We start from the raw sequence: 25,889 nt of genomic DNA, 5'->3' as shown, positions 1-25,889 counted from the left end.
GCTGCACTCGTGCGTGGGGCAGCCGGGGAGGAGCGCCACGATGACCGTCCTTGAAGACAGGATCGAGATGGCCGAGGAGAGCGGCGAGCTGACTCTGGACGACCTGTTCGAGTCGCTTGAGCGGACCACCCCCGAGGGATACAAGGTCGACATCGTCGAGGGGGCCATCTTCATGTCGCCGCAGCGGGACACCCGCTGGGAGATCATCGCCGACATCTATGAGCAGCTGCGCACCAAGTACCCGCGCAAGCGCGTCAAGTCGGACGTCCGGATCGACTACCCGGGCCACCTCAACGGCTTCTGCTCCGACGTCACACTCGTGGCCGAGGGCGCCGAGAAGACGCCCGGGGGCCTCTGGCGCTGCGAGGACGTCGCGTTCGTCGCGGAGGTCATCTCCAAGGGCACGGGACACAACGACTACGGCCCCAAGAAGACGGCCTACGCCACCGCCGAGGTGCCCGTCTACCTCGTCGCCGATCCCTACCAGGGCAAGTGCCACCTCTGCAGCCAGCCGAAGGACGGCGAGTACGTCAGCGAACTGACGGTCGCCTTCGGAGCGGATGTCGACATGACCACGACCCCCCTCGGCCTCACCCTCAAAACCGGCGACTTCCCCCGCGACTAGCCCAACTCGCTTGCGTAGAGCGCACTTCAAGCCGTTGGCTAGAGGACCATGGAGTACACGCAGCTAGGACGCACGGGACTCAAGGTCAGCCGACTCGTTCTCGGGACGATGAACTTCGGGCCGCAGACCGACGAGGCCGACAGCCACGCGATCATGGACGCGGCGCTGGACGCGGGGATCAACTTCTTCGACACCGCCAACGTGTACGGGTGGGGGGAGAACAAGGGCCGGACCGAGACCATCATCGGCAACTGGTTCGCCAAGGGCGGCGAGCGCCGCGACAAGGTCGTCCTCGCCACCAAGGTCTACGGCAACATGGCCACCGACGCCCAGCCCGGTCAGCCCGCCTGGCCCAACCACGACAGGCTCTCCGCGCTGAACATCCGCCGGGCCGTGGACGCCAGCCTGAAGCGGCTGCAGACCGACCACATCGACCTCTACCAGTTCCACCACATCGACCGGAACACGCCGTTCGAGGAGATCTGGCAGGCGATCGACACCCTGGTCCAGCAGGGCAAGATCCTCTACGCCGGTTCGTCCAACTTCCCCGGCTACAAGATCGCCCAGGCGAACGAGACCGCCGCCCGGCGCGGCACCCTCGGTCTCGTCAGCGAGCAGTGCCTGTACAACCTCGCCGAGCGGCGCGCCGAGATGGAGGTCGTCCCCGCCGCGCAGGACTACGGCCTCGGGGTCATCCCCTGGTCGCCGCTGCACGGCGGACTGCTCGGCGGGATCATCAAGAAGGAGGTCGAGGGCGGTCGCCGCGCCTCCGGCCGGGCCGCCGACACCCTCAAGGACCCCGCCGCCCGCGCCCAGGTCCAGGCGTACGAGGACCTGGTCGGCAAGCACGGCCTGGAGCCCGGCGAGGTGGCCCTGGCCTGGCTGCTGACCCGGCCCGGCGTGACCGGCCCGATCGTCGGCCCGCGCACCGCCGCGCAGCTGGAGTCGGCGCTCAGGGCCGTGGAGCTGGAGCTGGGCGACGAGCTGCTGGCCGGCCTGGACGAGGTCTTCCCGGGGCCGGGTCCGTCTCCGGAGGCCTTCGCCTGGTGACGCGGTTCACAGCTGCGTGAGGGCGGCGCCCCCGAGGGGCGCGGGGAACTGCGCGACCGGCCACGACGGGCCCACACCCGGCGTACCGGCCGCAGTTCCCCGCCGCGCCATCGTCACACCGCTACTTGACGGCCGCCGCCACGGCCACCACGACGAACATCAGCACAAGCACACCGGCCATGATCCGGTTCCGGGTTTTCGGGTCCACGCCACCGAGCCTAACCAACCCCGCCGAGCTCCCAGCGGGCAACCGCCTCGTACCGGGGCTGCTCCCCCGCCACTCCGGACCGCGGCAGGTGGCTGCGGACCAGGACCAGCTCGTCCACGGTCCAGGGGCGTCCGCCGAAGGCACGCAGCACCTCCACGTACGGCCGTACGTCCACCGAGTCCCGGCTGCGTGCCACCGTCAGGTGGGCCTTGTACCGCCGGTGCTCCCCCATCGGCACGCCCGCCTTGCGCGCCGCCGACTCCGCCCGGTCGGCCAGCAGCCGCAGCGCCTCCACCTCGCCCGACGCGCCCGTCCACAGGGCCTTGCCGTGCCCGAACTGGCCGCCGCCGGACAGGGCCAGGGCGAAGGGGGCCGTGCGGTGGGCCGCACGGGCCAGCCGGTCCGACAGGTCCGGTACGAGGTCGTCGGCGACCTCGCCGTAGAAGGCGAGGGTGAAGTGCCAGCCCGGCCGCCCGGTCCAGCGCAGCCGATCCGCATCGGGCAGCCGCTTCAACCGGGCCACTTCGGCGGCGAGTTCGTGGACGACGCGCTCCGGCGGGAGCACCGCGGCGAAGAGTCTCATTCCTTCACCTTCGCAGACGACGGTCGGCATGATGGGCCCATGACGATCACCCTGCGCACAGGCGGCCCCGCCGACGCCCCCCTGATCCTCGGCATGCTCGACAGCGCTGTGGAGTGGCTCGTCTCACAGGGCCGTACCGGTCAGTGGGGCACCGAGCCCTGGTCGACGAACGAGCGGGCCGTGGAGCTGGTGCACCAGATCACCGGCGCGGGCACGCCGTACATAGCCGAGGTGGACGGCGCCCCGGCGGCCACGCTCACCCTCAGCAAGGCCCCGGGCTCGTACCTGGAGCCCGCCGACGAGCCCGAGCGGTACATCCACCTCTTCGCCACCGACAGCCGCTTCAGGGGCCTCGGTGCCGGTGCCGCGCTGCTCGCGCACGCGGCCGAGGAGACCCGGCGGGCCGGGATCTCGCTGCTGCGCGTGGACTGCTACGCGGGCGACGACGGCAAGCTGGTCGCGTACTACGAGAACAACGGCTTCACCCGCACCGAGCCCTTCACGGTCGGCGAGGACGACTGGCCGGGCCAGGTGCTGGCCCGGCGGGTCCTGTAGGGCCCCGAAGGGGCGCGGGGAGCCGCGCGAGCAACCCACCACGGACCCGCACCCGGCGCCCGGCGATCGCTCCTGCGACGCCGGCCCGAACGGCCCGGCCGGGTGGCCTACGCCGCCGTCGCCAGCTCCTCCCGCTCCCTCGGCACGAAGCGGACCCGCGGATGGCCGTGGTGCCAGCGCACCGCGAGCCGCAGTCCGCCGATGCGGGCCAGCACCAGGCCGATCACCCCGGCCGCGGCGGCGGAGATGACGCCGCCCAGGGCGAAGCCGGCCCTTGCGCCGTAGGTGTCGGTGATCCAGCCGACGACCGGCGCGCCCAGCGGCGTGCCGCCCATGAACACCATCATGAACAGGGCCATCACCCGGCCGCGCATGGCCGGGTCGGTGGCCATCTGGACCGCGGTGTTCGCCGTGACGTTGACCGTCAGGCCGAAGACCCCGATCGGGACCATGAGCAGCGCGAACAGCCAGTACGACGGGACCAGCGCGGCCACGGTCTCCAGCGCGCCGAAGGCCAGCGCGGCGGCGATCAGGATGCGCAGCCGGGCCGTGCCACGCCGGGCGGCCAGCAGCGCGCCGCCCAGGGAGCCGAAGGCCATCAGGGTGTTGAAGAGGCTGTAGGAGCCGGCGCCGGAGTGGAAGACGTCGTCCGCGTAGGCCGACAGCCACACCGGGAAGTTGAAGCCGAAGGTGCCGATGAAGCCGACCAGGACGATCGGCCAGATCAGCTCCGGCCGGCCGGCCACGTACTGCAGGCCCTCGCGCAGCTGGCCCTTCCCCCTCGGCGCGCGCTCGACCACGTGCAGGTCGCGGGCGCGCATCAGCAGCAGGCCGGCGATGGGCGCGGCGAACGACAGGCCGTTGGCGAGGAACGCCCAGCCGGTGCCCACCCCGGTGATCAGGAGACCGGCGACGGCGGGGCCGACCAGGCGGGCGGACTGGAAGTTCGCGGAGTTCAGGCTGACCGCGTTCTGCAGCTGCCCGGGGCCGACCATCTCGGAGACGAAGGACTGCCGGGCCGGGTTGTCCACGACCGTGGCGAGGCCGACGGCGAACGCGGCGACGTAGACGTGCCAGACCTGGACGTGGCCGGAGAGGGTGAGGAAGGCGAGCGCCAGGCCGGTCACTGCCATGGCGGCCTGGGTGACCAGCAGCGTGGGGCGCTTGGGCAGGCGGTCGACCAGGACACCGCCGTAGAGGCCGAACAGGAGCATCGGCAGGAACTGCAGGGCCGTCGTGATGCCCACGGCCGCGGAGGAGCCGGTGAGGCTGAGGACGAGCCAGTCCTGGGCGATGCGCTGCATCCAGGTGCCTGTGTTGGAGACGACCTGGCCGATGAAGAAGAGGCGGTAGTTCCTGATCTTCAGCGAGCTGAACATCGAGGACTTGCGGGGGGTGGGGACACTAGTGACGGTCGGTGCGGGGGCGGAAGGTATTCCGGATCCCGTACTCAAAAGGGTTCGCCTCCTCTGATGGCTTGCTTACAGGTGCGCGAGCTTCTCCAGCACGGGGGCGGCGGCGCGCAGGGCGGCCCACTCGTCCTCGTCGAGACCCTCGGCCAGACCGGCCAGGAACGCGTTGCGCTTGCGGCGGCTCTCCTCCAACATCGCCTCGGCCTGCTCGGTCTGGGTGACGACCTTCTGGCGCCGGTCGTCGGGGTGCGGCTCCAGCCGGACCAGCCCCTTGGCTTCGAGCAGCGCGACGATGCGGGTCATCGACGGCGGCTGGACGTGCTCCTTGCGGGCCAGCTCACCCGGCGTGGCCGAGCCGCAGCGGAACAGGGTGCCGAGCACCGACATCTCGGTGGGGCTCAGCGATTCGTCGACCCGCTGGTGCTTGAGCCGACGGGACAACCGCATCACGGCGGAGCGTAGGGAGTTCACGGCGGCCACGTCGTCGCCATGGGTGAGGTCCGGCATGTTCTTTAGAGTAACTCATTACTCTCGCTAAAGACCACCGCGACACGCCCCTGATGCCCGTGACCCTGGCCACTGGACCGGCTGATCACCCATATGAGTGAGTCAGCTCCGGAAAGTGACGCGCCGGGTGGCCGGATATGGCGACCCTCGTACCCATGGGGACCACTGTGCTCAGCGTGCGGATAGACGGGGAGCTGCTCGAAAGACTCCGGCAGCACGCCGCGAAAAGAGGAATGAGCGTGCAGGACTATGTGGTCCGCACGCTCATCCGGGACGACTTCGACGAGCGGTTCCAGGCCGCCGTCGAGGAGACGGAGAGGTTCTACGGCGTCACCTGAGGCCGTGGAGGGCCGAGGCGCCGCGCAGGGGCATGGCTCAGGTGAGGCCCAGGGCCGGCATCAGGTAGTAGAAGGCGAACACGGCCGAGACGACGTACATCGCCACCGGGACCTCCCGGAACCGGCCGGCGGCCAGGCGCAGGACGGTGAAGGTGATGAAGCCCATGCCGATGCCGTTGGTGATCGAGTAGGTGAACGGCATCATCAGCATCGTCACGAAGGCCGGGATCGCGATGGTGTAGTCCGCCCAGTCGATCTCCTTGATGGAGTTCGACAGGATCAGGAAGCCGACCGCGACCAGCGCCGGGGTGGCCGCCTGGGACGGGACCATCGTGGCGATCGGGGTGAGGAACAGCGCGATGGCGAACAGGCTGCCCGTGACGACGTTCGCGAATCCCGTACGGGCGCCCTCGCCGACCCCGGCCGTGGACTCCACGAACGCGGTGGTGGCCGAGGAGGAGCTGGCACCGCCCGCCGCGACCGCGAGGCCGTCGACGAAGAGGACCTTGTTGATGCCCGGCATATAGCCCTCGGCGTCGGTCAGCTTGGCCTCGTCGCTGACGCCCATGATGGTGCCCATCGCGTCGAAGAAGCACGACAGCAGGACCGTGAAGACGAACAGGATGCCGGTCAGCAGGCCGACCTTGGAGAAACCGCCGAACAGGCTGACCTGGCCGACCAGGCCGAAGTCGGGGGTGGAGACCGGGTTGCCCGGCCACTTCGGGACCGTCAGCCCCCAGGACGGGATCGTGGTGACCGCGTTGAGGACCACCGCGAGGACGGTCATGCCGACGATGGAGATGAGGATCGCGCCCGGCGTCTTGCGGACGATCAGCACGAAGGTCAGCAGCGCGCCCAGGATGAAGACCAGCACCGGCCAGCCGTGCAGATGGCCGCCCGTACCGAGCTGCAGCGGGACGGTGGTCTGCGCGGCGTCCGGCATACGGGTGACGAAGCCGGAGTCGACCAGGCCGATCAGCATGATGAACAGGCCGATACCGATCGAGATCGCCTTGCGCAGGCCGAACGGCACGGCGTTCATCACGCGCTCGCGCAGGCCCGTGGCGACCAGCAGCATGACCACGATGCCCGCGAGGACGACCATGCCCATGGCGTCCGGCCAGGACATCCGCGGCGCCAGCTGGAGGGCGACGACCGAGTTCACACCGAGGCCCGCGGCCAGCGCGATCGGCACGTTGCCGATGACACCCATGAGGAGCGTGGTGAACGCGGCGGTCAGCGCGGTCGCCGTCACCAGCTGACCGTTGTCCAGGTGATGCCCGTACATGTCCTTCGCGCTGCTGAGGATGATCGGGTTCAGCACGATGATGTACGCCATCGCGAAGAAGGTGGCGAAGCCACCGCGGATCTCACGGGCGACGGAGCTGCCGCGCTCGGAGATCCTGAAGTAGCGGTCGAGGGCGCCGAAGGCGGGCGCGCCGCCCGGCTTCTCGGGGGTGGGGACCTTGGCAGGTGCCGAGGTGGACATACGAGACCTCATCTCCGACGGGGTTCCCCCGAGCCCTGTTGGAGTTTCATACGAGCAGAAGCGGTCAAAGACAAACGGTTTCAGTATGAACGTATAAGTGCGAGATCGCTATCTCCGCGCGTAGACAGGGCCGGGCGGAGGCGGCGCTTAAGCTGTGCGCATGGCCAAGTGGACCCCCAAGCACGAGGCGCCGGAGCCCCTGGAGGGGCCCGTGGTCGCCACCATCACCGGCGGCACGATCGTGTGGTTCGTGCTCTTCCTGGTCCAGCTGCCGTTCTACGGCTGGTTCGACGACCACGGGCACCTGTGGTGGCTGTGGACCTGCCTGGCCGGCGGCGGGCTGGGGCTGGTCGGCGTCTGGTACGTGCGCAGGCGGGACGCCGCGCTGAAGCGGGCCGCGGGGCTGCGGGAAGCGTCGGCTGAATAGTTCCGCCGGCCGGACCTGACCGCGGGGCGCTCCCGCCCGGTCGGCCGGAAAGCGGGCGGGTGGACACATCCCCCCGTACCGTCGAATGCATGAGCCATATAGACGCGGGCGCCGAACTCGACCCCGTGCACCCCGTGGCCCTGCCGAAGAGCCCCGCGACCGGACTGAGCGCCGCCGAAGTGGCGGAGCGCGTGGCGCGTGGCCTGGTCAACGACGTGCCCGTGCGCAGCAGCCGGTCGCTCGGGGAGATCGTCCGGGCCAACGTCTTCACCCGGTTCAACGCGATCATCGGCGTGCTGTGGCTGATCATGCTGTTCGTCGCGCCGATCCAGGACAGCCTGTTCGGCTTCGTCATCCTCGCCAACACCGGCATCGGCATCGTCCAGGAGTGGCGGGCCAAGCAGACCCTCGACTCGCTCGCGGTGATCGGGGAGGCCCGGCCGACCGTACGCCGGGACGGCAGAGCCACCGAGGTCGCCACCGCCGAGATCGTCCTGGACGACCTGATCGAGATCGGGCCCGGCGACAAGATCGTGGTCGACGGGGTGTGCGCGGAGGCCGACGGGCTGGAGATCGACGAGTCGCTGCTCACCGGCGAGGCCGATCCCGTCGTCAAACGCCCCGGCGCCCCCGTCCTGTCCGGCAGCTTCGTCGTCGCGGGCGGCGGGGCGTTCAAGGCCGCCAAGGTGGGCCGCGAGGCCTACGCCGCCCAGCTCGCCGAGGAGGCCTCCCGCTTCACCCTGGTCCACTCCGAGCTGCGCACCGGTATCTCCACCATCCTCAAGTACGTCACCTGGATGATGGTCCCGGCCGCGATCGGCCTGGTGATCACCCAGCTCGTGGTCAAGAGCTACGGCTTCAAGGACGCCGTGGCCCGCACGGTCGGCGGCATCGTCCCGATGGTCCCGGAGGGGCTGGTGCTGCTCACCTCCGTCGCCTTCGCGATCGGTGTCATCCGGCTCGGGCGCAAGCAGTGCCTGGTGCAGGAGCTGCCGGCGATCGAGGGACTGGCCCGCGTCGACACCGTCTGCCTGGACAAGACCGGCACGCTCACCGAGGGCGGCATGGACGTCACGGAGCTGCGTCCGCTCGACGGGGCCGACGAGGGGTACGTCCGCAGGGTGCTCGGCGCGCTCGGCGAGTCCGACCCGCGCCCCAACGCCTCCCTCCAGGCGATCATCGACGCCTACCCGGACAGTGAGGACTGGCGCTGTGTGGAGTCGCTGCCCTTCTCCTCGGCCCGCAAGTACAGCGGGGCCGCGTTCAGCGAGGCCGACGGCGAGACCAGCACCTGGCTGCTCGGCGCCCCGGACGTCCTGCTCGCCGAGGGCGACCCGGCCCTGGGCGACACCGCGCGCCTGAACGAGCAGGGCCTGCGGGTGCTCCTCCTGGCCCGCGCGAGCCGTGACCTGGACGACCCCGAGCCGGCCCACGGCGCCCGCCCCACCGCCCTGGTCGTCCTGGAGCAGCGGCTGCGCCCCGACGCGGCCGACACCCTGCGCTACTTCGCGGACCAGGACGTCCGCGCCAAGGTCATCTCGGGGGACAACGCGGTGTCGGTCGGCGCGGTCGCCGCCAAGCTGGGCCTGGAGGGCTCGACGGTGGACGCGCGGCACCTGCCGGGCGACCGGACCCGGATGGCGGAGGCGCTGGACGGGGGGACGGTCTTCGGCCGGGTCACGCCGCAGCAGAAACGGGACATGGTGGGGGCGCTGCAGTCGCACGGGCACACCGTCGCGATGACCGGTGACGGGGTGAACGACGTGCTCGCGCTGAAGGACGCCGACATCGGGGTCGCCATGGGCTCCGGCTCGGAGGCGACGCGTGCGGTGGCGCAGATCGTGCTGCTGGACAACAGCTTCGCGAGTCTGCCGTCGGTGGTGGGCGAGGGCCGCCGGGTGATCGGCAACATCACGCGGGTGGCGACGCTGTTCCTCGTGAAGACCGTGTACTCGGTGCTGCTGGCGGTCCTGGTGGTGTGCTGGCGGGTCGAGTACCCGTTCCTGCCACGGCACCTGACCCTGCTGTCCACCCTCACGATCGGCGTGCCGGCGTTCTTCCTGGCGCTGGCGCCCAACAAGGAGCGGGCGAAACCGCATTTCGTGCGCCGGGTGATGCGGTACTCGGTCCCGGGTGGCGTGGTGGCCGGAGCGGCGACCTTCGTGACGTACCTGGTCGCCCGGCACCACTACACCGGGCCCGGCCAGCTGGACGCGGAGACCAGCGCGGCCACCCTGACCCTCTTCCTCGTCTCCATGTGGATCCTGGCGATCGTCGCCCGGCCCTACACCTGGTGGCGGGTGGCCCTGGTGGCCGCGATGGGTGTGGCCTTCCTGCTGGTCCTGGTCGTGCCGTCGCTTCAGGGTTTCTTCGCGCTGAAGCTGGTCGGCGTGGAGATGCCATGGACCGCGGTGGGCATCGCGGTGGTGGCATCGGCCGCGCTGGAGTTCCTGTGGAAGTGGGTGGCCCGGCGGTTTCCCGGCTGAAGCCGGTGGGGAACCGCAAGGCCGTGGGCCGCGCGGTTCCCCGCCCCCGCGGGGGCGCTACCTCACTGCACGTCCACGTAGTCACCCGTGGCGCTGACCGCCGGAGTGGTGGAGGTGCCGGCGAAGCTGAAGCGCCAGTAGCCGTCGTAGGCGGCGGTGGTGGTGGTCTTCAGGTTGCCGTACGCGTCCGTGGTCACCGTCTTGACGGTGGTGTACGTGCTGCTGCCCGCCTTGCGGAACTGCAGCTGGACCGGCTGGCCGGTGTAGCCGTGGTACTGGTGGTCCTCCCAGTTGGCCCGGGAGAGCTTGCCCGTGACCGTGAGGGTCTTGCCCTTGGCGACCGGCTCCGGGCCGGCGTCCACCGTCAGCTTGGAGTAGCGCTGCACCAGCGTCGTGGCGAGGCCGCTCTGGTCCTTGTAGCCGACCTTGCTCATGTCGGGGTTCTGCTGGTCCTGGCCGTTGAAGGCGACCGCCTCGGCGGCCACGCTCCAGCTGCCGGCCCAGGCGTTCTGCAGGTCGCCGTCGGCCGGGTAGATGGTGACGTTCCCCTTGCAGGTGGCCGTCGTCGACGAGGTGGCGGTGCAGGTCGCCGGGTCGTCGCCGTACAGCTCGGGGGACGAGTCGCTGTAGGTGCCGTGGTAGAGGAAGGCGTCCGTGACGAAGTCCTTCGCGGCGATGTCCACGTCGGCACCGTGCGTCAGCGTGTACGAGTACGCGACGCTGACCTCGTTGGTGGTTCCGACCTTGGTCGCCTTGCCGATCGAGAGGTTGGAGAAGCTCGCGTCCAGGGTGTAGGGCGTGCCCGAGTCGGTGACGGCCTGCGCGGCCGGGACTGCGAGGGCGGTGAGAGCCAGGGCGCCGGAGACGGCGGCCACGGTGGCACGAATGCGCATGCGTTCCCCTGAGGGAGAAGTGATCGTGGAGTCGGTTGACTCACGCGATCAGATCCGTGACCCCGGGAGCTGGTTGTACGGCAGGAGCGGTTTCCGGCCAGATTTGAGGACCGCATTGCCAGGTCGTGGCACAAGTGAGAAGAAACGTTCCGGCCCCGGGGGCGGCATGCGCTTCCGGGGCCGGACGGGTCCTGCTGCCTACGTCACGTCCTACCGCACGTCGACGAAGTCACCCGCGGCGTTGACCGCCGGAGTCGTCGAGGTGCCCGCGAAGGAGAAGCGGTAGTAGCCGTCGACCGTGGCCTTGGTCGTCGTCTTCAGGTTGCCCGTGGAGTCCGTCTTGAGGGTCTTCAGCGTGGTGTAGGTGCTGGAGTCCTTCTTGCGGAACTGCAGCTGCACCGGCTGGCCGGTGTAGCCGTGGTACTGGTGGTCCTCCCAGTTGGCGCGGGCGAGCTTGCCCGTCACCGTGACGGTGGCGCCCTTCGTCACCGGCTCCGGGGCGGCGTTGACCGTCAGCGTGGAGTTGCGCTGGACCAGGGTGGCGGCGAAGCCCGTCTGCAGGGAGCTGTTCCCGCTCTCGAAGTCCACGGCGATGGCCGCGCCGTGCCAGGTACCGGCGTAGGAGTTGCGCAGCTTCAGGTCCGCGTCGCTGGTCTTCGGGTAGATGTCGATGCTGCCCTTGCAGCTGGCGGTGCCCGCCGAGACCACCCTGCAGAGCGCCGGCAGGTCGGAGCCCTGGACGCTGTCCGGGGTGTCCGCGGAGCCGTGGTAGATCAGCGGGATGGTGACGAAGTTGTCGGAGGCGATGTCCACGTCGGCGCCGTAGGTCATCGTGTAGGTGACGGTGCTGGACACCTTGTTGGTGGTGCCGACCTTGATCGCCTTGGCGATCTTGAAGTTGGAGAAGGACGCATCGAGGTCGCCGACGGGCGCCGAGGTGGCGGCGAGCGCGGTCTTGCCGGAAGACGCGTGCTGGGCGAAGTACTTCACGTAGTCGATGCGGTGAGACGCACCGCTGTCGGCGGCCTGGGCGGCCGGCACGACGAAGGCGGAGAGGGCCAGGGCGCCGGAGACGGCGGCCACGGTGGCACGAATGCGCATGCGTTCCCCTGTGTGGAGAAAGTGGACACGAGGTCCAAGTGATCATGGAGTCAGTCGACTCGGGGGATCAGACCCGCGAGGTGACCAGGTGGTTGTACGGGTCACGCGGCAAGTTCCGCGGGCTGCCGCGCGGCCACGCGGGGGTGGCGTCGACGGTGACAGAGGCGCGCATACGCATGTGTTCCCCCGCGTGTGTAGTGACCGGTGAGCCTGTTGTTGCAGCGGGTCAGACTCGGCACGCGGGGGAACGGTTGTAAGGAGATTGAGAATGTCGTGAGAGATCCGTGGAGCTAGTCGAACCAGCGGTCCCTGGCCAGTTCCTCCGTCCGGGACGGGTCCTCCAGCAGGGCCGCCACCTCGAAGCGCCGCGGCCACTGCCCCGCCGCCCAGGCCAGGCCCGCCGCGACGCCCTCCAGCGTGGCCGCGTGCAGCACCCCGTCGTCGGTGAGCCGCCAGTCGATCTCCACGCCGTCCACGACCAGCTCTTCGTGCTCGACGTACGTCCGGGGCGTACGCGCCCCGAGCAGCACCCGCACCGGCTCCGGCACGTCGTGCTCGGCGCCCTCGGAGTGCACCTCGCCGGTGACGGACTCGCTCAGCCGCCGCACCTGGAACAGCTCCGCCAGCTCCGCGGCCCGGGCCGGCGGGACGGGCAGCAGCGGCACCGAGGAGGTGAAGGGCAGCAGGTCCGGCGAGTCGACCACGACGGCCTCGGCGGCGTCCACGACCGCCACCCGCCCGTCGACCACGGCCCGCAGCTCGTCCGGCAGGGTCACCTGCTCCGGGTCCAGCTCGGCCAACGCCCCGTACAGGCCGTGCAGTTGGGCCGCCGTGACCGGCCGCTCCGGGTCGGCCAGCCGGTCCAGCAGCTCGGCGGCGCCGCCCGGTTCGTCCAGCAGGGCCGCCACGGAGGTCCGCACACCCAGCGCCCGCAGCACCTGCTCGTCCTCGAACCCGGTGGCGTCGGCCTCGTCGTACAGCCCGCGCAGCAGCGGGTCCCCGCCGGCCGCGAGGAGACCGGCCGGGCGGCGGCCGTCCAGCACGGGGTGCCCGCGCAGCCACCACGCGGTGTACGGCCGTACGACCTCGTGGGTGCCGTCGGGCAGCAGGACGCGGACCGGCTGGGTGAGGGCGTCCCGCAGCGGCGGCTGCGCCAGCAGCGCGAGCGCCTCGGGCCAGTGTTCGTCGTCCACCAGGTCCAGGTCGCGTACCGCGACCAGCTCGGTGGCGACCGGGGGCACCGGGCTGTCCGGGAAGCGGTCGAGGATGTCCTCGCACCACACGTCGACCGCGTCCAGCAGCCCGGCGTCGTCGGGCTCGGCGAAGTCGCCCTCGCGGGGCTCCAGTTCGTCCGGGTCGAGGACGACGTCGGTGGCCCGGACGAGCGCGAAGTCCGCGAGCACCCCGCAGGCGGTGAGCGGCTGTGCGCCCCACCGCTCGGCCAGGTCGTGGTCCACGGCGGCCAGTTCACCCGCACGGATCACCCGGGCGAAGGGGCTGCCGGGGAGGACGAGTTCACCTGCGGGGGCGAGTTCCCCGTCCTCGTCGGGCAGTGCCAGCGCGCCCAGCCAGGGCTCGTCACCGGGCTCCAGGCCCGCGTCCCGGACCAGCGAGAGCACGGCGTCGGCCAGTTCCTCGGCGTCCGGGGCGTCCTCCTCCCAGCCCCCGATCCCGCCCTCCTCGTCCAGCGAGGCGGCGACGGCGGCCCGCACCTGCGGGGTGGTGAGGACCGCGCGCGGGGTGGCGGGCAGCGCGCCCAGCTTCTCCAGCAGCGGGTGCGCGGCGTCCTCGTGAGCGATCTTCAGCCCGAGCCGGCCGAGGACCTCCGCGTCGATCGAGGGGCCGTCCAAGGTGGGCAGCAGTACCTGCCGGGGCCCGATCGTGGTCCGTCCCGCCCCCGTGCCGAAGGCCTGCGAGGGGCCCCCGGCGAGCGGCACCGGCAGCCCGGACAGCCGGTCGGGGTCGACACCGGCGAGGCTGTCGTAGAGCCGCCACCACCAGCCGGGGTCCTTCTCCAGTCCGGCGAGCCGGTCGACGGCATCGGCGAGCGGCAGCCGGGCCACCCCGAGGGTGCGCAGCTCGACCCGCCGCTCCAGCCCGGCGGGCAGCAGCGTGGGCAGCACCTCGGCGAGCACCCGCACGGTGTCCGCCCCGGCGCCTTCCACGATCTCCGCGTCGCGGGGCCGCAGCGCCTCCGGAAGGCCGTCGCCGTCCTCCTCCGCCCGACCGGCGGCGGGGCTGACGGTCTGGTGGGCGGGCGGGAGGAACGCAGGGTGGGCGGGCGGGAGGAACGCAGGGTGGGCGGGCGGGAGGAACGCAGGGTGGGCGGGTGGGAGGAACTCGGTCCGCGGCAGCCGCTGCAGGACCGCCTGCCGCAGCGCCCCGTCCAGCTCGCCCTTGCCGAGCGGCCCCGGCACGAGGTCGATGATCCCCTCCGTCACCGGGCGCCAGCCGGCGAGCAGTTCGGCGTAGACGTCGGCCGCGCGCTGCACCAGGAAGTCGGTGAGCGGGCCGGGAGCCGTGTGCCGGCGGGTGGTGTCGAGGGGGAAGGAGGCGATGAGGAGGGCGGGGACGCCGAGGGGTTCGTCGCTGGGGGTGGGCGCGTGCAGGACGGCGGTCGTCCGGGGACGGACCGGACGCCCCTGGTCGTCCTCGGGCACCGCCCAGGTCACCGACCAGTGGGGGCGCAGTCGCTCCTCCACGGGCCGGTCGGCGAGCAGATCGGGGGTGAGCGGCCCGTGGGCGGAAGCGGTGCGCCACCGCGTGGTGCCCTCCCGGGAGTCCTCCACGACGGTGACGGCGCCCTCGGTACGACGGCGCAGCACGCGCGGTGCCTCGTCGCCGATCTCCACCACGACCTCCTCCAGGCCCGGCAGGGCGAGGAGCAGCGCGTCGTCGACGGCGTTCAGCAGCCGTTCGGCGAGATCGCCGGCGGCCGCGTCCCGCAGGGGCAGGATCACGGCGGTGTCGTACGGCTCCGGAGCGGTGCCCTCGGCGGCGAAGGGCAGCCGGAGCAGCGGTACGTGCCCGTCCCGGCGCCGGACCTCGTCCCCGAGTCCGGGACTGTGCCGGGCGGTCCCGGCGGCCAGCTCCCGCGCTTCGGCGAGGGACCAGCGGACACCGCCGTGCCGGCCCACGAGCGCCGGTTCGTCGGTCACCGCGAGCACGGCGGCGAACCCGACCCCGAACCGGCCGACGGCACCCTGCGTGACCTCGGCGTCCCGCTTGGCGGAGGCCCGCAGCGTGGACAGCGACTCGACACCGGCCGCGTCCAGCGGGGCACCGGAGTTGGCGGCGACGAGGACTCCGTCGCGGAGCGTGAGCCGCAGCCGGCCGGGGGTCCGGGCACGGGCGGCGGCATCGGCGGCGTTCTGCGCGAGCTCGACCACCAGCCGGTCCCGGTAGCCGCCCAGGACCAGGTCCTCCTCGGCGTTGGCGTCCTCGCGGAACCGGGCGGGGCTGGTGGCCCAGGCGTCGAGAACACCACGGCGCAGCCGGGCCGTCCCGAACGGGTCGGCCCCTTCGACCGCCGGCCGCACGTACTTGCTGCTCACGTTCCCCACTCTCCTCGTCGACGTGAGGACGAAGGTACAGCGCGGGGTGGGGTACCGGTCCCGGGGCGCCGAGGAGGGGTGAAGGGCGCATCCGTGGCATGGCCCGCCTCCGGTACCGGGACACGGGCGGCCGCCGGGGCCCAGGAGGCGGGGTCGGGGGCGGGAGGCCGTGGCGGGAGGCGGGGAAACGGATCCGCCCGTCCCTCCTTCCGGGGGAACGGATCCGCCCGTCCCTCCTTCCGGGGAGGGACGGGCGGGCCGGGGCCTAGGAGTGGCCGAGTTCCGCTGTGGCCTCGTCGCTCGTGTCGGGGACCGAGCCGGAGTCACGGGCGGGACGCAGGGGGAAGGGGTCCACCCGGGTCTCGTCGATGACCGGGAGCGCCGGCTGCGGGGGCTTGGGCATGACCGCGGCCTCCGAGTGGCCGCCGCAGCCGTAGGCGAGGGAGACCACGCGTCCGTCGGCCGGGGAGAACTCGTTGGCGCAGATGCCGAAGGCCTGCCCGAGGGAGCCGCCGATGGGGTTCAGGAAGCCGCAGGTCATACAGGTGGCGGGGGCCGCCTGGGCCATCGCGGTCTTCGGGCCGAACGACTCCTCCCAGCGGTCGGCCGCGACGTGCAGGCCGTAGCGGGACAGCACCCTGGCGCGGCGCATGCCCAGTTCCTCGGCGACGGCGGCGATCGAGCCCCGGGACGGGGTCGTGGGCTGGGCGGCCGGGGTGCCGGGGGTGACGTCGGCGTCCTCGGCCTCCGCCAGCTCGGCCATCTCCGCGGAGACCACCGAGCTCGGCGGCGGCTCCTCCTCGCCGGAGTAGCCCGGCTCCAGGCGCAGGTCCTCCTGGTCGGTGGGGAGCAGATCGCCGGGGCCGAGATCGCCGGGGCGCAGGCGCTCGCTCCACGGGACCCACTCCGGGGCGAGCAGGGCGTCGGGGCCGGGGAGCAGGACCACCTCGTCGAGCGTGACGATCTTGGCGCGGGAGGCGCGGGCCACGGTCGCGGCCCAGCGCCAGCCGCGGTAGCCCGGTTCCTTGCACTCGAAGAAGTGCGTGACAACACGGTCGCCCTCGGACACCAGGCCGGCGTGCTCGCCGACCACGCCGGGCGCGGCGGCCTCCTCGGCGGCGGCGCGGGCGAGATCGACCGCCTCGGCGCACAGACGGTCGGGGGTGCGGCTTCGCGTTGTCGCTGCGCTCACAGGTATCGCTTCTCTCCTACGCCGTCTCGTCGAGTGCGGCTGCCTCCGGCGGGCCTGCCGACGGAGCGGACCTGGGGACCGCATCGACGTCATGCATCCGCGCGCTCGGGCGCACCTCTGCCATCCATTCTGCGTTATGGCTGAGATACGCACGCTACACCGAACAGGATTCGTCGCCGCCACGCGGCAGGTTTTCCGCCCGGCCGCCCCCGCTCCCCGGGCGCTCCCCGGCCGGCCCGCCCCCCGGACCACCGGCGTTCCCCGCCCGGCCCGTCCCGGGCCGTCGGCCCGGAAGTGCCCGGATCGGCGGCGGGGTTGGCCGCCCTGCGCGCCGTACCGCACTATCGGCCGCCTTCTCGGGGCACTATGAAGCACGTGGCGACCGCGGACAGGCGTGGTGTTCGGGGTGGCGGCGCGAGCCGGGTCGGTGGCGCCGTCCGCTCTGTCGGGCGTGCCCTGCACTTCCCCGTCACCGGTGCCGCGCGGGGCATCCGCAAGGCCACGCACGCGCACGGCGCGGGCGAGTCGGGGCTGGGCAAGCTGATCGAGCTGCACGCGGTGAACGGCGCCGGCGATGTCATGATCACCGTGGCGCTCGCCTCCACGGTGTTCTTCTCCGTGCCGACCGCCGAGGCCCGCGGGCGGGTCGCGCTGTACCTCGCCATCACGATGGCGCCCTTCACCGTCCTCGCCCCGGTCATCGGGCCCCTTCTCGACCGGCTGCCGCACGGGCGGCGCGCCGCGATGGCCGGGGCGATGCTGGCCCGTGCCCTGCTCGCGCTGGTCATCTCGGGGGCGGTGGCGAGCGGCAGCCTGGAGCTGTATCCCGCCGCGCTGGGCGTGCTGGTCGCGTCGAAGGCGTACGGGGTGGTCCGCAGCGCCGTCGTACCGCGGCTGATGCCGCCCCGGTTCTCGCTGGTGAAGGCCAACTCGCGGGTCACCCTCGCCGGGCTGCTGGCCACCGGCGTCGCCGCGCCGATCGCGGCGGGACTGCACAGGGCCGGTGATCCCTGGCCGCTCTACGGCGCCTTCGTGATCTTCGTCGCGGGAACGCTCCTGTCGTTCTCGCTGCCGCCCACGGTGGACTCGGCCAAGGGCGAGGACGTGGCGCTGCTCGCGGCCGACGCACGGCATCTGCACGGCCCGCGCAAGAAGGACCAGGCGAAACGGCCGGGGCTGCGCACCGTCGGACCCGCCGTCACCCACGCGCTCGGCGCCAACGCCGCCCTGCGCTGCCTGTCCGGCTTCCTGATCTTCTTCCTCGCCTTCCTGCTGCGCGAGCATCCGCTGACCGGCGAGAGCGCGGCGGTCTCGCTCGGGATCGTCGGTGTGGCCGCCGGTGCGGGCAACGCGCTGGGCACGGCCGTCGGGGCCTGGCTGAGGTCACGCGCCCCGGAGGTGATCATCGTGACCGTCGTCGCGGTGGTGCTCGGCACGGCGATCGTGGCCGCCCTGTTCTTCGGCGCGTTCCTGGTGGCCTGCCTCGCCGCCGTCGCCGGGTTCGCCCAGGCGCTGGCCAAGCTGGCCCTGGACGCGCTGATCCAGCGGGACGTGCCGGAGCTGGTGCGCACCTCGGCGTTCGCCCGCTCGGAGACGCTGCTGCAGATGGCGTGGGTGTTCGGCGGCGCCGTCGGCATCGTGCTGCCGCTCGACGGCACCGTCGGCCTGCTGGTCGGCGCGGTGTTCGTCGCCGTCGGCTGGCTGGCCACGCTGAAGGGGCTGCTCGCCTCGGCCCGGCACGGCGGCCGCCCACGGCCCGGCGTGACCTGACCTTCCCCGGCACACCGTCCGGCACGGCGAAACGGCATGACGAACCGGACACGGTGCCGGACCCGCAGGACCGGCTGGCGTAACGAACCGGGCACGCCGCACCCCGCGTGGGCGAAGGGCTCGGGGCGCCCGATAGCCTTCGGCCATGACCACGCTGCAATCCGTTGTGCGACGCCGCCGCGCCGTCGCCGTCGCCGGCGCCGTTTCCGCCGGACTGCTCGTCCTGTCGGCCTGCGACAAGCCGACACCCGTCTCGACGGTCACCGTCGGCAAGGACTCGGTCAACTCCGAGGCCACCTGCTACAACGACGGCAAGCCGCTGGACGCCAAGTCGCTGGCGCAGTGCGTCAAGAACGTCGACAAGGCCGAGTCGATCAAGGTCGACCAGGACGAGACCGTCCGCTTCGGGGTCGACCCGAAGATCGCGGACGCCGGCTGGGTCATCCTCGTGAACGGCCAGCAGTTCACCGACGTCAGCAAGAAGACGTACCGCACCATCCCGGGCAGTGCGTTCTTCAACCAGCAGTACGGCACCCAGGGCGACACCAACACGGTCACGGTCCGGATGGGCGAGAAGTCCAACCAGGGCATGTGGACGTTCAAGCTGAAGAAGGCCTGATCACGGCTTCCGCGCGGGTCCTCGTGACCACCGCCGTCCCGGTCGAGCGGGACGCGGTGGCACGGGCGTTCCCCGGGCCCGTGACCGAGGTGCGGCTCCCCGGCACGCTCCTGTGCCGTACCGCGGCCGGCTGGGACCTGCTCGCCGCCGGGGTGGGCCCGGCCCTCGCCGCCGCCTCCACCGCCGGCGCCCTGACCGCCGCCGCCCTCGACGGCGCCCCGTACGACCTGGTCGTCTCGGCCGGGATCGGCGGCGGCTTCGCGCCGGAGGCACCCGTCGGCTCGCTCGTCGTGGCCGACGCGATCACCGTGGCCGACCTGGGCGCCGAGACCGCCGACGGCTTCGTCCCGGTCACCGAGCTGGGCTTCGGGACCGTCACCCACCGGCCGCCGGGGCCGGCCGTACGCGCCGTGTCCGACGCGACCGGCGCCCGTACCGGCACGATCCTCACCGTCTCCACCGTCACCGGCACCGCCGACCGGGCCGCCGCCCTGCGCGGAAGGCACCCCGGCGCGCTCGCCGAGGGCATGGAGGGGTTCGGGGTGGCGGAGGCGGCCGCCGCGCACGGGGTGCCGGCGCTGGAGATCCGCGCGGTCTCCAACCCGGTCGGCCCGCGCGACCGCGCCGCCTGGCGCATCGGCGACGCCCTCACCGCGCTCACCGAGGCGTTCGGGAAGCTCGCGCCCGCACTGGAGAGTTGGAACCCACATGACGCACACGACCGCTGAGCCGCTGCAGATCGCCTACTCGCCCTGCCCCAACGACACCTTCGTCTTCGACGCCCTCGCCCACGGCCGCGTCCCCGGCGCCCCCGCCCTGGACGTGACCTTCGCCGACATCGACGTCACCAACGGCATGGCCGAGCGCGGCGAGTTCGACGTGCTGAAGGTGTCCTACGCCGTCCTGCCGTACGTCCTCGACGAGTACGCGCTGCTGCCGTGCGGCGGTGCGCTGGGCCGGGGCTGCGGGCCGCTGGTGCTCACCCGGGAGCCGGACGCCGACCTGAGGGGCCGTACGGTCGCGGTGCCCAGCGAGAAGTCGACCGCCTACCTGCTCTTCCGCCTGTGGGCGGCGAACACCCTGCCCGGCGACGGGCTCGGCGAGATCGTCGTCATGCCGTTCCACGAGATCATGCCGGCGGTGCGGGACGGCAAGGTGCACGCCGGTCTGGTCATCCACGAGGCACGCTTCACGTACCAGAACTACGGGCTGCACAAGCTGGCCGACATGGGCGAGCACTGGGAGCACACGACCGGCCTGCCGATCCCGCTGGGCGCGATCGTCGCGAAGCGCTCGTTGGGCGCGAGGACGCTGACGCGCCTCGCGGACTCCATCCGGACCTCCGTCCGCGCCGCCTGGGACGACCCCGAGGCGTCCCGGCCGTACGTCATGGCCCACGCCCAGGAGATGGACCCGGCCGTGGCGGACCAGCACATCGGCCTGTACGTCAACGAGTTCACCGCCGCCCTCGGCGAGGACGGCTACGCCGCGGTCCGCGGACTGCTCACACGTGCGGCGGCCGAGGGGCTGGTGCCGCCCCTCGGCCCGGATGCGCTCGCTTTTCCCTGACGGGTGCGCTCGTCCTCCCTGACGGGTGCCTACACGTCCAGCTGGTCGGCGACCGCCCGCAGCAGGCCGGCGATCTTCTTGCCGGAGGCCTTGTCCGGGTAGCGGCCCTTCTCGAGCATCGGCGTGATGTTCTCGAGGAGGGTCGTCAGGTCCTGCACGATCGAGGCCAGTTCGTCCGGCTTCTTGCGCTGGGCGGCGGCGACCGACGGCGCCGGTTCCAGCACGGTCACCGACAGCGCCTGGTCACCGCGCTGACCGGCGACGACGCCGAACTCCACGCGCTGTCCCGGCTTGAGTACATCGACTCCGGCGGGGAGAACCGAGGAATGGACGAAGACGTCACCGCCGTCGTCGCGGGAGAGAAAGCCGAAGCCCTTCTCGCTGTTGAACCATTTGACACGCCCGGTCGGCACCGTCTGTCCTCGTCCTCGTACTCGTTGGGGAAACTGCCACTGCTTCGAAAGTGCTCTTGATAGCAGTAGAGCGGGTCGACCACGACCCGCCGCTACCAAGGCTAATGGTCTCGGGGCGGGTGACAAGACGTCCCCCGGTTGTTCTCTCGCGCTGGGAACTACCCTGGTCCGGTGCGTGACAAAACCCGAACGAATTCCGCCGCGCCCGGTGACGGCCTGATCCGCGCCGGTGCGATCGTCTTCTTCATCGGTGCCCTGGCCACCCTGGTCACCGTGACGCCGCTGTTCCTCGGCGCAAAACCTTTTCCGACGTACATGTTCGGTCTGAGCATGCTCATGGCCGTCGGTTTCCTCGTGGCCGGCGCGGGCGTCCTGCGGTCGGTCGCCGCCGGCCGGCGTCAGGCGCGCGGCGCCTCGGCCCCGGCCTCACCCTCCCGGTAGCCGGCCAGCCACGCCGGGAAGGCGGACAGGTCGTCCAGGACGACGTCCGCGCCGGCCGCGCGCAGCTCGTCGGTGGTGCAGGGTCCGGTCGCCACGGCGACCGACAGCGCCCGTGCCGTACGGGCACCGCGCACGTCCCCGACGTGATCGCCGACGTACACGCCCGCGCCGTGCTCGCACAGCGCCTCCGCCTTCCGCTCCGCCCACAGGTCGCCCACGACCACGTCCGGCTCGATGCCCAGGTGGGCCAGGTGCAGCTTGGCGCTGGGCTCGTACTTCGCCGTGACCACCATCGTGCGTCCGCCGGCCGCCCGGACCGCGGCTATCGCCTCCCGGGCGCCCTCCATGGCGGGCGTCGCGGCGATGGCGATCGACGGGTACATCTCCCGGTACAGGTCCGCCATCGCGGGCACCTGCTCGGCCGGGAACCAGTTGACCAGCTCCGCCACGAGCGGCGGACCGAGCCGGCTCACCGCCAGGTCGGCGTCGATGAACGTCCCGGTCCGCTCCGCCAGCGCCAGGTAGCACGCACGGATGCCCGGCCGGGAGTCGATCAGGGTCATGTCGAGGTCGAAGCCGACGGTGAGAGTCATATCGGCCATTGTGTCAGCGCGGTCGAGGGCGCCTTCCGGGGCGGCGCCGCGGTGATCCCCGCCTGGCCGGGGGCGGTCGTCGGTGGCTGAGCGCGACCAGCCACGGCGGGCCCGCACCCGGCCGCGTGCCGCGGCTCACCTGGTCCTTTGTGAGCGCCAGACCAGGTACAGCGCCGAGGCGACCGCCGCGCCCCGGACCACCCACGGCCAGGTCTGGGCGAGCGCGTCGGTCATGTGACCCTGGGCGATCGGGGCGCCCCAGTGGTCGTTGGCCCTGCCCCACAGCCACACCAGCCCGGCCCCGGCCGCCGCACCCGGCAGCACCATCACGGCCCACTTGGTCTCCGCGGGGGTCAGCCGCCGGGAGCCGTAGGCGATCGCCCAGCCCAGGATCAGGGCGAACCAGTTGCCGAGCACCGCGCCGGCGACCAGCGCGGCGGCGGCCAGCAGCAGGAGGGGGTTGGTCCAGCCGGCCGCGGGGCGCGGGAGCAGTCTGCGGCGCGGGGCGGGCTCGGCCTCGGTGGCCTCCGGTTCCACCGCCGCCGTCCGAGGGGTGGGCCCGGCCGTCTCCTCCGTCGGCTCCGGCGGCCGTTTGAGCAGCTCCGGGATCTCCACCCCGCCGACGAACCCCGGCACCGAGTCGGTCTCGGCGGCCGGCCCGCCGGGCCCGCCGAAGGGGCCCCCGAGGGGGCTGCCCCCCACCCGCCACCAGTCGGGCCGCGCGGCGCTGTCCCCGAGTTCGTGCGCGGCGGCCAGGTGCGGCGGTGACGGGGCGGGCCGCGCCGCGGGGGGCTCGGGCTCGGCGGGGCGGGGCCGCGGGACGATCCGGCGCAGGCCCTTGCGCCGTTCCCCGCCCTCCTCCCCGCGCCGTTCCCCGTCCGCGGGCTGCGGTGTGCGCTCACGCGGCGCCGGCTGGGCGGGCACGGCGGACGGCGGCTGCGAGACCCGCCCGGCACCCGGGGCAGCGGACGCGCCGCCCGCCGCCTCGACGACCTCGTCCGGGCTGCCCAGCCGGTCCAGGATGCGGCGGACCGCGGCGGGACTGTCGACCGTCGCCCTGGCCCGGTGCCGGTCGATCTCGTTGCGCAGCTCCGACACGAGCCGCATCCGCGTGGCCGACGGCAGCTGCCGCTGCTGAGCGATGTCTCCGACACGGCTCAGGTACTCGTAGACGACCTGGTCGCTCTCGATCCCCACGGAAAACCCCTCCGGGGTGACGGTGATGAAACCCCGTGAGGACGGTAGCGCAGTGTCGGGGCGGCGAACCGTTCGCCCGGGTGCGCGGGCGCAGCCCTCGACGACGGCAACCGCTACCGTGGGTCAGATGAGCCAAGCGGCCCACCCAGCCCCCCGTTCCCTCGCGGAGTCGCTCCGCGCGCGGGACGACTTCTCCCTGGCCGCGCTGCTGCGCAGCCGCCCCGACCTCATCACGCCCGTGCCCACCGACCTCACCCAGCTGGCCACCCGGGCCGGTACCCGCGCCTCGGTGCTGCGCGCGCTGGAGCGGCTGGACCGGTTCGCGCTGCAGACGGCGGAGGCGCTGGCCGTGGCCCCGGACCCGGCGTCCTACGACGTGCTGCTCGGGCTGATGGCCGGGGACGCCGGGGACGACACGGTCGCCGCCGCGCTGCCGCCCGCCCTGGCCACCCTGCGCGAGCAGGCGCTGGTGTGGGGTGACGACGAGCGGCTGCGGCTGGTGCGGACCGCCCGCGAGCTGCTCGCCCCCTCCCCGCAGCACCCCTCCCCGACCGGTCTCGGCCCGACCGTGCTGGAGGCCGCCTCGGGCATGTCACCGGGCCGCATCCAGGAGATCGTCACGGCCGCCGGGCTGCCCTCGACGCATGACTCGGTGTCCGCCCTGACCGCGCTCACCGCGCTGTTCGCCGACCGGAAGAAGATGGCCGCGCTGCTCGCCGGCGCCCCGGAGGCGGCCCGCGAGGTACTGGCGCGGCTGGTGTGGGGACCGCCCTACGGGCAGGTCACCGCGGACCCGGCCGCGCATCTGCGCTGGCTGCTCGACCGCGGCCTGCTGCTGCCGGCAGCTCCCGGCACGGTCGTGCTGCCCCGCGAGGTGGCCCTTCATCTGCGCCAGGGCCACGCCCACCGCACCCCCGAGCCACTGCCGCCCGCCGTGGAACCGGCCGCCACCCACGCTCCGCAGGTGGTGGACGCGACGGCGGCCGGGCAGGCGTACACCGCCCTCGCCACCGTCGAGGAGCTGCTGAAGGACTGGGACGAGGGCGGCCCGGCCGTGCTGCGGGCCGGGGGCCTGAGCGTCCGTGACCTGAAGCGGACCGCCGTCGCGCTGGACGTGTCCGAGCCGGTCGCCGCGTTCTGGGTGGAGCTGGCGTACGCGGCGGGGCTGATCGCCTCCGACGGCGAGGCCGACGAGCGGTACGCGGCCACGCCCGCCTACGACGAGTGGCTGGAGCGGCCCCCCGCCGAGCGCTGGGCCCAGCTCGCCGAGGCCTGGCTGGCGGCCACCCGGACGCCGGGTCTGGTCGGCGGCCGGGACGCGAAGGACCGCGCGCTCGCCGCGCTCGGCCCCGGCCTGGACCGCTCGGCCGCGCCCGAGGTACGGCACCGGGTGCTGACCCTGCTGTCCGGTCTGCCGGCGGGCGCGGCCCCGGACACCGACTCGGTGCTGGCCCGGCTGCGCTGGGAACGGCCGCTGCGCGGACCCCAGCAGCGGGACGACGACGAGGACCTGCGCGCCCGGCTGGCCCGCTGGGCCCTGTCCGAGGCCGAGCTGCTGGGCGTCACCGGGCGGGCCGCGCTGTCCGCGCACGGGCGGGCTCTGCTGGGCACCACCGCGGCGGGGACGGGCACGCGCGGCACCTCCGCCTCGGCCGCCACCGGCGCACTGCCAGGCATCTCCGCCGCGGGCGCCCGCACGGCCGCCGGCTCGTCCAGGCCGGTCGACGCCGGCGGCTCCGCCGCGTCGGCCGGGGCCGCCGGGCCGCTCGGCCCGGGTGACAAACTGCCCGTCCACCATCACCACCGCCCGGCCGCCGCGCCCACCCCTCTCGCGCCGGCGGAGCAGGCCGCGGCGACGGCCGCCGCCGCCCGCCTCCTCGCCCCGCTCCTGCCCGAACCGCTGGACCACGTCCTGCTCCAGGCCGATCTGACGGCGGTGGCGCCCGGCCCGCTGCAGCGTCCGCTCGCCGAGGTGCTGGGGGTGCTCGCGGACGTCGAGTCCAAGGGCGGCGCGACCGTGTACCGCTTCACCCCGGCCTCGGTACGGCGCGCCCTGGACGCCGGTCGCAGCGCCGCCGACCTGCACGCCTTCCTCGCCGGGCACTCCCGCACCCCGGTCCCGCAGCCGCTCGCCTATCTGATCGACGACGTGGCCCGCAAGCACGGTCACCTCCGGGTCGGCGCGGCGTCGGCGTACGTCCGCTGCGACGACGACACCCTGCTGAACGAGATCCTGGCCGACCGGCGCGCCGCGGCCCTGCGCCTGCGCCGCCTGGCCCCGACCGTGCTGGCCGCCCCCTGCGATCCGGCGACCCTGCTGGAGGGCCTGCGGGCCATGGGGTACGCACCGGCCGCGGAGTCCGCCGAGGGTGACGTGCTGATCGCCCGTGCGCACGCCCACCGGACCCCGCCGCGCACCGCCCCCGAGCCCGTCCCGGACGGGCCGCCGGCGCCCGACGCCACGCTGCTCACGGCGGCGATCCGCGCGATCCGGGCGGGTGACCTGGCCGCCACCACCCCGCGCAAGCCGGTCGGCGGATCCGGCGGCGGATCCGGCGGCGGATCCGGCGGCGCCCCCCTGGCGGGCGGCGAACTGCCCCGCACCTCCTCCGCGGAGACCCTGGCCACGATGCAGGCCGCCGTCCTGACCGGCGACTCCCTGTGGATCGGCTACGTCAACGCCGAGGGCACCGCCAGCCAGCGCGTCATCGCCCCCGTCCGCGTCGAGGGCGGCTTCGTCACGGCGTACGACCACACGGCGGACGAGGTCCGCACCTATCCGCTGCACCGGATCACGGGGGTGGCGGAGCTGGCGGAGGACTGACCCGGTCCAGCGGCCGATGCGGCACACTGGACGTTTGGCCGTA

General features: G+C 72.9%; 23 protein-coding genes. 12 read left to right on the top strand and 11 right to left on the bottom strand.

Translation table 11 applies throughout. From position 1 onward, the window contains the following. Nucleotides 1-40 precede the first annotated feature (40 nt). Nucleotides 41-625, top strand: a complete 585-nt coding sequence (locus tag IE244_RS11515; protein ID WP_191873141.1) for a Uma2 family endonuclease — start codon at nt 41-43, stop codon at nt 623-625. Nucleotides 626-673: 48 nt separating this feature from the next. Beyond that, nucleotides 674-1,675 (top strand): aldo/keto reductase, encoded by a 1,002-nt coding sequence (locus IE244_RS11510; protein ID WP_191873139.1) that lies wholly within the window; start codon nt 674-676, stop codon nt 1,673-1,675. A gap of 218 nt (nt 1,676-1,893) precedes the next feature. Here IE244_RS11510 and thpR read toward each other — a convergent pair whose 3' ends face one another. Next, entirely contained in the window at nt 1,894-2,466 is a 573-nt protein-coding gene (thpR, locus tag IE244_RS11505; protein ID WP_191873137.1) for an RNA 2',3'-cyclic phosphodiesterase, read from the bottom strand. Between the two features lie 39 nt (nt 2,467-2,505). On the opposite strand from thpR, the gene IE244_RS11500 reads away from it, so the two are divergent. Further along, a complete protein-coding gene (locus IE244_RS11500; RefSeq protein WP_191873135.1) occupies nt 2,506-3,021 on the top strand; it encodes a GNAT family N-acetyltransferase in 516 nt (171 codons plus the stop codon). Nucleotides 3,022-3,128: 107 nt separating this feature from the next. Here IE244_RS11500 and IE244_RS11495 read toward each other — a convergent pair whose 3' ends face one another. Together IE244_RS11495 and IE244_RS11490 are read right to left on the bottom strand one after the other, a co-directional pair. Beyond that, nucleotides 3,129-4,475 carry an MFS transporter gene (locus tag IE244_RS11495; protein ID WP_373305736.1) on the bottom strand — a complete coding sequence of 449 codons (1,347 nt, stop codon included), beginning with the start codon at nt 4,473-4,475 and terminating at the stop codon, nt 3,129-3,131. Between the two features lie 27 nt (nt 4,476-4,502). Then, the gene (locus tag IE244_RS11490; protein WP_191873131.1) at nt 4,503-4,940 is read right to left on the bottom strand and encodes a MarR family winged helix-turn-helix transcriptional regulator; all 438 of its coding nucleotides are present in this window, start codon (nt 4,938-4,940) and stop codon (nt 4,503-4,505) included. 155 nt (nt 4,941-5,095) lie between these two features. On the opposite strand from IE244_RS11490, the gene IE244_RS11485 reads away from it, so the two are divergent. After that, nucleotides 5,096-5,278: a ribbon-helix-helix protein, CopG family gene (locus IE244_RS11485; RefSeq protein ID WP_191873130.1), complete on the top strand. Its 183-nt coding sequence runs from the start codon at nt 5,096-5,098 to the stop codon at nt 5,276-5,278. Between the two features lie 37 nt (nt 5,279-5,315). Here the strand turns inward: IE244_RS11485 and IE244_RS11480 are convergent, their stop codons facing one another. Continuing rightward, entirely contained in the window at nt 5,316-6,767 is a 1,452-nt protein-coding gene (locus tag IE244_RS11480; protein WP_191873129.1) for an NCS2 family permease, read from the bottom strand. Between the two features lie 160 nt (nt 6,768-6,927). Here IE244_RS11480 and IE244_RS11475 point away from each other — a divergent pair, with 160 nt between their 5' ends. Beyond that, nucleotides 6,928-7,194 (top strand): DUF2530 domain-containing protein, encoded by a 267-nt coding sequence (locus IE244_RS11475; protein WP_191873128.1) that lies wholly within the window; start codon nt 6,928-6,930, stop codon nt 7,192-7,194. Between the two features lie 89 nt (nt 7,195-7,283). Further along, nucleotides 7,284-9,680, top strand: a complete 2,397-nt coding sequence (locus IE244_RS11470; RefSeq protein ID WP_191873127.1) for a cation-translocating P-type ATPase — start codon at nt 7,284-7,286, stop codon at nt 9,678-9,680. A gap of 62 nt (nt 9,681-9,742) precedes the next feature. Here IE244_RS11470 and IE244_RS11465 read toward each other — a convergent pair whose 3' ends face one another. The 4 genes from IE244_RS11465 to IE244_RS11450 all read right to left on the bottom strand — a co-directional run bounded on the left by IE244_RS11465 (nt 9,743) and on the right by IE244_RS11450 (nt 16,420). Next, the gene (locus IE244_RS11465; protein ID WP_191873126.1) at nt 9,743-10,573 is read right to left on the bottom strand and encodes a hypothetical protein; all 831 of its coding nucleotides are present in this window, start codon (nt 10,571-10,573) and stop codon (nt 9,743-9,745) included. Between the two features lie 210 nt (nt 10,574-10,783). Beyond that, complete coding sequence (locus IE244_RS11460; protein ID WP_191873125.1) at nt 10,784-11,674, bottom strand: hypothetical protein; 891 nt, start codon at nt 11,672-11,674, stop codon at nt 10,784-10,786. A 290-nt stretch (nt 11,675-11,964) separates the two neighbouring features. Beyond that, nucleotides 11,965-15,228: a sacsin N-terminal ATP-binding-like domain-containing protein gene (locus tag IE244_RS11455; protein WP_191873124.1), complete on the bottom strand. Its 3,264-nt coding sequence runs from the start codon at nt 15,226-15,228 to the stop codon at nt 11,965-11,967. 265 nt (nt 15,229-15,493) lie between these two features. Beyond that, the gene (locus IE244_RS11450) at nt 15,494-16,420 is read right to left on the bottom strand and encodes a DUF3027 domain-containing protein (protein ID WP_191873122.1); all 927 of its coding nucleotides are present in this window, start codon (nt 16,418-16,420) and stop codon (nt 15,494-15,496) included. A 366-nt stretch (nt 16,421-16,786) separates the two neighbouring features. On the opposite strand from IE244_RS11450, the gene IE244_RS11445 reads away from it, so the two are divergent. The 4 genes from IE244_RS11445 to IE244_RS11430 all read left to right on the top strand — a co-directional run bounded on the left by IE244_RS11445 (nt 16,787) and on the right by IE244_RS11430 (nt 20,378). Then, nucleotides 16,787-18,190, top strand: coding sequence for an MFS transporter (locus tag IE244_RS11445; RefSeq protein ID WP_191873120.1), 1,404 nt, complete (start codon nt 16,787-16,789; stop codon nt 18,188-18,190). A gap of 145 nt (nt 18,191-18,335) precedes the next feature. After that, a complete protein-coding gene (locus IE244_RS11440) occupies nt 18,336-18,809 on the top strand; it encodes a DUF2771 domain-containing protein (RefSeq protein ID WP_191873118.1) in 474 nt (157 codons plus the stop codon). Then, on the top strand, nt 18,782-19,537 hold the full coding sequence (locus IE244_RS11435; RefSeq protein ID WP_268252887.1) for a futalosine hydrolase: 756 nt from the start codon (nt 18,782-18,784) through the stop codon (nt 19,535-19,537). The genes IE244_RS11440 and IE244_RS11435 overlap by 28 nt, the downstream gene beginning before the upstream one ends. Beyond that, entirely contained in the window at nt 19,518-20,378 is an 861-nt protein-coding gene (locus tag IE244_RS11430) for a 1,4-dihydroxy-6-naphtoate synthase (protein WP_191873116.1), read from the top strand. Before IE244_RS11435 ends, IE244_RS11430 begins: the two co-directional genes overlap by 20 nt. Nucleotides 20,379-20,407: 29 nt before the next feature. Here the strand turns inward: IE244_RS11430 and IE244_RS42965 are convergent, their stop codons facing one another. Continuing rightward, a complete protein-coding gene (locus IE244_RS42965) occupies nt 20,408-20,791 on the bottom strand; it encodes a cold-shock protein (RefSeq protein WP_031170997.1) in 384 nt (127 codons plus the stop codon). Nucleotides 20,792-20,962: 171 nt separating this feature from the next. On the opposite strand from IE244_RS42965, the gene IE244_RS11420 reads away from it, so the two are divergent. Next, complete coding sequence (locus IE244_RS11420) at nt 20,963-21,232, top strand: hypothetical protein (protein ID WP_191873114.1); 270 nt, start codon at nt 20,963-20,965, stop codon at nt 21,230-21,232. On the opposite strand, the gene IE244_RS11415 is transcribed toward IE244_RS11420, so the two are convergent. Together IE244_RS11415 and IE244_RS11410 are read right to left on the bottom strand one after the other, a co-directional pair. Beyond that, a complete protein-coding gene (locus tag IE244_RS11415) occupies nt 21,190-21,834 on the bottom strand; it encodes an HAD family hydrolase (protein WP_191873112.1) in 645 nt (214 codons plus the stop codon). The two genes, IE244_RS11420 and IE244_RS11415, sit on opposite strands and share 43 nt — an antisense overlap. A 126-nt stretch (nt 21,835-21,960) precedes the next feature. Beyond that, complete coding sequence (locus IE244_RS11410) at nt 21,961-23,022, bottom strand: hypothetical protein (protein WP_191873110.1); 1,062 nt, start codon at nt 23,020-23,022, stop codon at nt 21,961-21,963. A gap of 127 nt (nt 23,023-23,149) precedes the next feature. Between IE244_RS11410 and IE244_RS11405 the strand changes: the two genes are divergently transcribed. Then, on the top strand, nt 23,150-25,846 hold the full coding sequence (locus IE244_RS11405) for a helicase-associated domain-containing protein (protein WP_191873108.1): 2,697 nt from the start codon (nt 23,150-23,152) through the stop codon (nt 25,844-25,846). Nucleotides 25,847-25,889 lie beyond the last annotated feature (43 nt).

It is taken from the genome of Streptomyces filipinensis, from assembly GCF_014649495.1.
Taxonomy (GTDB): domain Bacteria; phylum Actinomycetota; class Actinomycetes; order Streptomycetales; family Streptomycetaceae; genus Streptomyces; species Streptomyces filipinensis.
The sequence above is the reverse complement of the archived record's forward strand: the minus strand, read 5'-3'. Positions and strand labels throughout refer to the sequence as shown.